The following is a 5,856-nucleotide window of genomic DNA, read 5'->3' on the forward strand; positions in this document are numbered from 1 at the left end:
TTTCCATTTATTTGAAGTGATTTCAACAGATAAACTATGCAAATTCTCAATTATCCCATCTTTTGAATTTGGAACTTTCATTCCAATAATTTTTTTCAAGTTTTGGTCAACAAATACTTTTTTATCTTGGAGATTTTTAATTTCTTCCTTCTTTTTCAAAAAGTCTATTTCATTGTTTTTTTCTTGTTCTAAAAGTTCTAACTCATATTTTTGTTCGAGTTTTAAATTTTTAGCAATAGTTTTTGAATTATCAACACGTTGGTATTTTGTAGCGTGTCTATTTCCATATACTTTATTAGAAATTAGCCTTCCTGTATCTCTACCAAGTTGACCTTTTAATGAATTGAAAAATCCCATTTAATTTAGTTTTGTTGAAATTAATAATATGAGTTGCGAAGCAACTCATATTATATTTTTATTTTCCCGAAGCAGTTAATGTAATTGAATCGTCAGCAAGTTTTGAATCGTCTGGCGATGCAACTTGAATGCGAATTCCAAATTCTTCCAAGATTTTTTTCTCAAAATTTCCAACAAGCATTTTACCGTTTATTTTTACTTCACCACCTTTTGCATCCTCTTTTCTGATTGAAGCTAAAGTTGCATCATCGTCAGCGAATTTTTTACCTACATAAACTCTCAATGTAGAGCCATATTCTTCTTTAAAATTTGCTTTTAAAGTTTTAACTTTCATTTTTCCCGAGATTGATAAATCTGCCATAATTTAATTTTTAGTTGTTATTTGATAATTTATAATTTCATTCTTTTTGCATCGCCTAATGTTATATCATCGGCTAATAATTTTTTGTTTTCGATGTCTGCAATTTGCACAACAATTCCAAAGTTTTCTAAAAACAGATTTTCAACTTCTAAAACTTTTTGAGTTGCTTTAATTTTCATTTTGCTAGAATCAAAGTTTACAGAAGTTTGAGTAGTTCTTTGGTCTAAAGTTTTCAAAGTCATTCTTCCATCGTCTGCAAGTTTTTTACCTTTATAAACTCTTAGCGAAAGTCCGAATTTGTTTTTAAATTGTTTAGTTAAATCAGTTACTTTCATCGTACTTTCTACTTCAAATTCTGATGAAGTAAATGAATCTTTAATTTGATTAAAAATTTTCATATTTCTATTTGTTTATTTTTCTCGGTTTAATTTTTCAAAATTAAATGTTCAAATTTGAAATACTTTACGGTTTTCCTCATTTGGTTAATTTATTTTCTAAAATTCTATTTTTAAGTTGGAGTTGTTTTGGATTTCTGTCGCTCGAAACTGACGCACAACGTTCCCAGGCTTTGCGAGGTTGCGGACTAAAGAAGCCGAAACTTTCGGTTAAACACTGAACTCAAAGATACAAAACCAACTTTAAATTAAGCCCAAAACCCGCAATCTTGCAAAACCTGTGTTAGGCACAGTGTTTTTTATTTATTCCAATATTTGTTTTAAAATTTCAAAGCGATTAATTCTATTTGATTTTTGGTTTGTTCCTTCTTTAGATTTCGATTTATATTCATTTATGATTGAAATATATTTCTCAAAATGTTGGTTTAAGAATAAATCTAGATCATAATTATCAATGAAATTTCTATATTTATCAATCTGATTATCGGTTAAAGAATTACCTGAAATTATGATACTATAAATAAAATTAAACAATGTGTAAAGATGCACTTTACCATTTAGGAATGATTTTCTATGATCATTACCGTCAATAATTTTATTTATGTTTTCAGTTATTTCAATAAATATTTCTTTATCCTTTTCCCTATTTGGATATTCTTCATTAAATAATTCATAAATTCTATTAATATTTTTTGATGTAATTTCTTCATCAATGCCAAGTTTCATAAAAGTCAAAAGATTGCTTACAAAAGTGATGTCTCTCATTCTTCTTCTGTCTGCCAATCCGAATAATTTATTATCTTCCCAAAATGCAAGTTCAGAAAGTTCAGAAGCAAGTAACATAAATTCGCCTTCGAATTCTGCATTTCTTAATTCTTGAGGATTTAAAGTCATATTTCCACTATTTAAGCGTAAAAACATTTGAACAATTTTCTCTCTTTCAACAGGCGTTCTTACAATTCTAATAGAGAATACATAAGACCAAATTGCTTGTTTGTGTTTATCATCAAGATTGGAAAATGTTCGATTTTTTATTTCAGAAAATATATCAATTTCAGAGTCTAATGAAGCTTCTTTTAATTTATATTTATTTTGAATAAATTGAAAAATAGCTCCGGTTCTCTGTTGCCCATCAACAATTGAATATTTTGTATCACCGGTTTCAGAATTTGTACCGGTGTTCCATAAATATATTTCAGGAATAGGAGATCCAATTAAAATTGTTTCAATTAATTTTATTTGATTTTTTTCTAACCATACATAGTTTCTTTGAAATGAATTATCTACTTCAATCAACCCTTTGGTGTGAAGATCAAATAACCATTTAGTACTTTGTGGCTGTATATCAATTTGTTCAATTAGCTTCATTTAAATTTTCTTTTAATTTTTTTATTCCATTTAGGTGGTAAGATTCTACTGATTCCCAATTTGCATAAATTCTATAATTTACATCGCAATATATTTTATATTCTAATTGTAATTGAGTTTTAAAATCAGATAATTTTCTTTGCCAATTCTTTAAATCTTCATTTTCAAAATGAGGATCATCATCTTTTACACTAATGAATTTTCTGAATATGTTAGATGTCATATTTGAATAATTGTTTATTTTTTGATTCTGTGAAATTTCATAAAATGCAGACCAAAAATAAGTATAAAGTTCATTTGAAACCAAAACTATATCAAAATCTGAAGTTTCATTAAATTCTTTAAAATCTTTGTTAGGTGAAAAACTAAATTTAGTTTTTGCACTTCCGATAATCGAGATGTTATGAAAATGAATATTTAATTTTGAAGAAATGAATTTTTTAAATTTATCATAATATAGTAATGGATCTTCATCAACAATATTGTTTGTAAAATACCATACGTCTTGACCTAAAAGATATTTATCATAAATTTCTTTTTCAGTATTACCTTTTATAAATGTTGTTATTTCTTCTATTGTCATATTTATCTATTTCTGCGGTAACATTGTGCCTAACGTTTCGCAGCTACAAGACGAACGGAGGTAAGCAAGCCGTTTGTCTTCCGAGTTGCCGAATGTATCCAAATACAAAACAATTAAAAAATTAATAACAAATGCCCGTTTGTCTTGTAACTGCTGTTGTAGGCTGTGGCGGGTTTTAAAACTTAAAACTATGTTTAGAATAAGAAAAGAACCTAAAGGACACATTGTTGAATACAAAACTTATAAATGGACTTTATTTGGTTTGAAAGAAGTTTGGAAGCCTTATGTTTTGACAAGCGGAATGGATTGTGCTTGGCATCACTCTACAACTGAATTTGCAGTTATGAATTTTAAAAAACAGGTGTATTGGGAATTATTGGATAACACTGAATTTTCAATTGAAAACGAATCGTAGCCATTGCCTACAACGGTTTGGCGCTTGGCGAAGAAGCGGATTTCGAAGCACTAAACTGTCTGCCACCACTGAACTTGATTCGAAGCACAAAGTTTCATTTAAGCACTGAACCCGCTTTTTTGCCAAACGCCTGTTATGCCTCGTTTTTCTTTTCAATCAAGTTGTCTTTTAGTTGTCCGAGGACTTCTTGAACAAATTCTTTTCCTTTTGCAACACCATTGTTTCCGCCCATTGCGTCATAAACAATGTATGAATTGTCAATTGATTCAGTAATTAATTCGCTTGTCATTTCTTCAATTTTAATGTCTGCGATTTCTTGGGCTTTGGGTTTAAGTTTGTTTGTCAACCTACAGACCAAATACATAGTAACGTGAAATTTTATGTCACCAATTTGAGGTCTTGTTAGCTTTGGACTACTGTGTGCTTTAAGGGCGGACTCAACTGTCTGATGAATATGAATAACTTTGTAATATAATTCTATAGGTAGTGAAGTATTAAAAATTCCTTCATAGTCCAAGTTGTTTTTAATAATTGTTGATGGTCTTGCTCTTGCATAGTCAGGCTTTTGCTGTAAAACAGCCATTACAATTTGGGCTAAATATGGAATGCTAACTATCTTATTAATTGGTCGAAGCTGATTTTTATGATAATTTTTACGTCTGTCATAATAATAGCCTTTTGCTAGTAAAAAGTCTTCAATGTCCCTATGTATTGGGTCAGTTGCTCTAAGTGATGCAGGAGGTATGTTTGTCTGGCTGTTAGTGGCTTTAATTACCTTTAATCTGCTTTTTTCATCTTTGGTTTTTACAACCCTCAACAAGACGTTTCTTTTCTCAATTTCGACTTTATTTATTCTGAAGTAATTGTAAATCTCAAATGAAGTCTGAAGTCCATTAACAATTTGTGGTTCCTCTATCTGTAAAATCTTGCTTGAAAATGAAGCATCAGATGCAGTAATAGTCACTCCGTTGTTGAGCCACCAAAAGTCTTCGCTGGGTGAACTCGTCATTAATGTTTCCTTTATTCCTGAATTAACTTCAACGTTACCTTGATAGTCTCGTATGTTTGAATCGAAAAAGTATTTAATTAAGTCTCCGTTATCGTCTGCTATAAAGTCAAAATAATTTTTCAAAGGAGCGATTGCAATATATCCTCCATCTTGGGTTGATATTGGATTATCAAGTAGTGTAATACCTTTAGTTTTGATTTGCTCTCGTCTTGATAATTCAATTAATGCACTGGCAGTCAGAAACTCAAAATTAAGTTCGGCTTTGTCAAAATGTTTGTTTATTATTTCTCTAAGATTTTCAACTTTTCTTTTAACATTATCGTGAACTTCTGCCCCCTTGGAAGCATAGAAATAGTGAAATTTTAAAATTGGGAATTTTGAAGCAAGATGCAAATATTGTTTTCTGAAAACTTCTCTATTTACGAGTAAATCAGTATTATAAACAGTTCTTAATGAGTCAGAAGTCTTTGTAAAATCAAATAAATCATTTGCTGATGAAACACATTTTTCGATAGGAGTCTCGCCAAAACCGTTGGTGTTTTTTGATTGGATAATAAAAACATCAATGATTGAATTTCTTTTGCCATCAAGCAAGTCAGAATCTCTTTGAATAAGTTCTGTATTAACAAAAGTGTAAATAGAATCAATTCCACCGTCACCACCATTGTCAACTATTCCTTCCTCTAATTCGTCATAGGAAAGTTCAAAATTCTTCAAAACTTGTTCTGTCACAAATAAGTGAAAATAGTCGTCCTCTTTTAATGTTGAGTCGAGTGTCGCTTTTTGTTGTTCGAGCAACGTGTTTAAAATAATCTGTTGATTTGTTGTCATATTCTATGTCGTCTTTTAAAATGAGGCATAACGTTCCGCAGCTACACGATGCCAGCCTATGCAGTTGCGTTGATTCGGCTGGTATTGTGTAACTGCTGTTAGTAGCAGGACGGATATTAAAGATAAATTAATTTATAAAAATAAAACAAAATGAAATTAGAAAAAATAGAATACAAATTAGCAAATGGATGTAATCAATTTAATTTGGTTAACGAACATAATTTAATAGTAGGTGTTGTCGCTGGATTCTCAAATGATGAAAATTTAAAACACGCAACCGTTTTAGAAAATTCTTTTCAATTATTAGAAGCCTTGCAGGATTTAGTAAGGTTTTGCAAAGAAAATAATGTAGGTGCAGAATTAGAGTTTGCAGAAGAAGTTCTTATGAATGCAAATGCGTAGTCTTGCTACTAACGTTTCGCAGCTACAAGACGAACGGAGGTAAGCAAGCCGTTTGTCTTCCGAGTTGCCGAATGTATCCAAATACAAAACAATTAAAAAATTAATAACAAATGCCCGTTTGTCTTGTAACTGCTG

8 protein-coding genes are annotated in these 5,856 nt (G+C 30.3%); 2 read left to right on the forward strand and 6 right to left on the reverse strand.

Annotation, left to right across the window (positions count from 1 at the left end; all coding sequences use genetic code 11):
• The 5 genes from ACIQ2X_RS13055 to ACIQ2X_RS13075 all read right to left on the reverse strand — a co-directional run.
• A partial coding sequence (locus tag ACIQ2X_RS13055) for a hypothetical protein (RefSeq protein WP_396179366.1) occupies positions 1-357 on the reverse strand: 357 nt, incomplete at its 3' end.
• Between the two features lie 58 nt (positions 358-415).
• Positions 416-718 (reverse strand): hypothetical protein, encoded by a 303-nt coding sequence (locus ACIQ2X_RS13060; RefSeq protein WP_396179367.1) that lies wholly within the window; start codon positions 716-718, stop codon positions 416-418.
• A 29-nt stretch (positions 719-747) separates the two neighbouring features.
• Positions 748-1,116, reverse strand: a complete 369-nt coding sequence (locus ACIQ2X_RS13065; RefSeq protein ID WP_227142233.1) for a hypothetical protein — start codon at positions 1,114-1,116, stop codon at positions 748-750.
• Between the two features lie 300 nt (positions 1,117-1,416).
• Positions 1,417-2,481 (reverse strand): DUF262 domain-containing protein, encoded by a 1,065-nt coding sequence (locus ACIQ2X_RS13070; RefSeq protein WP_396179369.1) that lies wholly within the window; start codon positions 2,479-2,481, stop codon positions 1,417-1,419.
• Positions 2,468-3,064, reverse strand: coding sequence for a hypothetical protein (locus ACIQ2X_RS13075; protein WP_396179370.1), 597 nt, complete (start codon positions 3,062-3,064; stop codon positions 2,468-2,470). The genes ACIQ2X_RS13070 and ACIQ2X_RS13075 overlap by 14 nt, the downstream gene beginning before the upstream one ends.
• A gap of 190 nt (positions 3,065-3,254) precedes the next feature.
• Here ACIQ2X_RS13075 and ACIQ2X_RS13080 point away from each other — a divergent pair, with 190 nt between their 5' ends.
• Positions 3,255-3,479, forward strand: coding sequence for a hypothetical protein (locus ACIQ2X_RS13080; protein WP_396179372.1), 225 nt, complete (start codon positions 3,255-3,257; stop codon positions 3,477-3,479).
• 133 nt (positions 3,480-3,612) lie between these two features.
• Here the strand turns inward: ACIQ2X_RS13080 and ACIQ2X_RS13085 are convergent, their stop codons facing one another.
• Positions 3,613-5,319, reverse strand: a complete 1,707-nt coding sequence (locus ACIQ2X_RS13085) for an AIPR family protein (protein WP_396179373.1) — start codon at positions 5,317-5,319, stop codon at positions 3,613-3,615.
• A 150-nt stretch (positions 5,320-5,469) separates the two neighbouring features.
• On the opposite strand from ACIQ2X_RS13085, the gene ACIQ2X_RS13090 reads away from it, so the two are divergent.
• Positions 5,470-5,721, forward strand: coding sequence for a hypothetical protein (locus ACIQ2X_RS13090; protein WP_396179375.1), 252 nt, complete (start codon positions 5,470-5,472; stop codon positions 5,719-5,721).
• The last annotated feature ends 135 nt before the right edge of the window (positions 5,722-5,856 follow it).

It is taken from the genome of Flavobacterium sp. (assembly GCF_044368625.1).
GTDB lineage: Bacteria > Bacteroidota > Bacteroidia > Flavobacteriales > Flavobacteriaceae > Flavobacterium.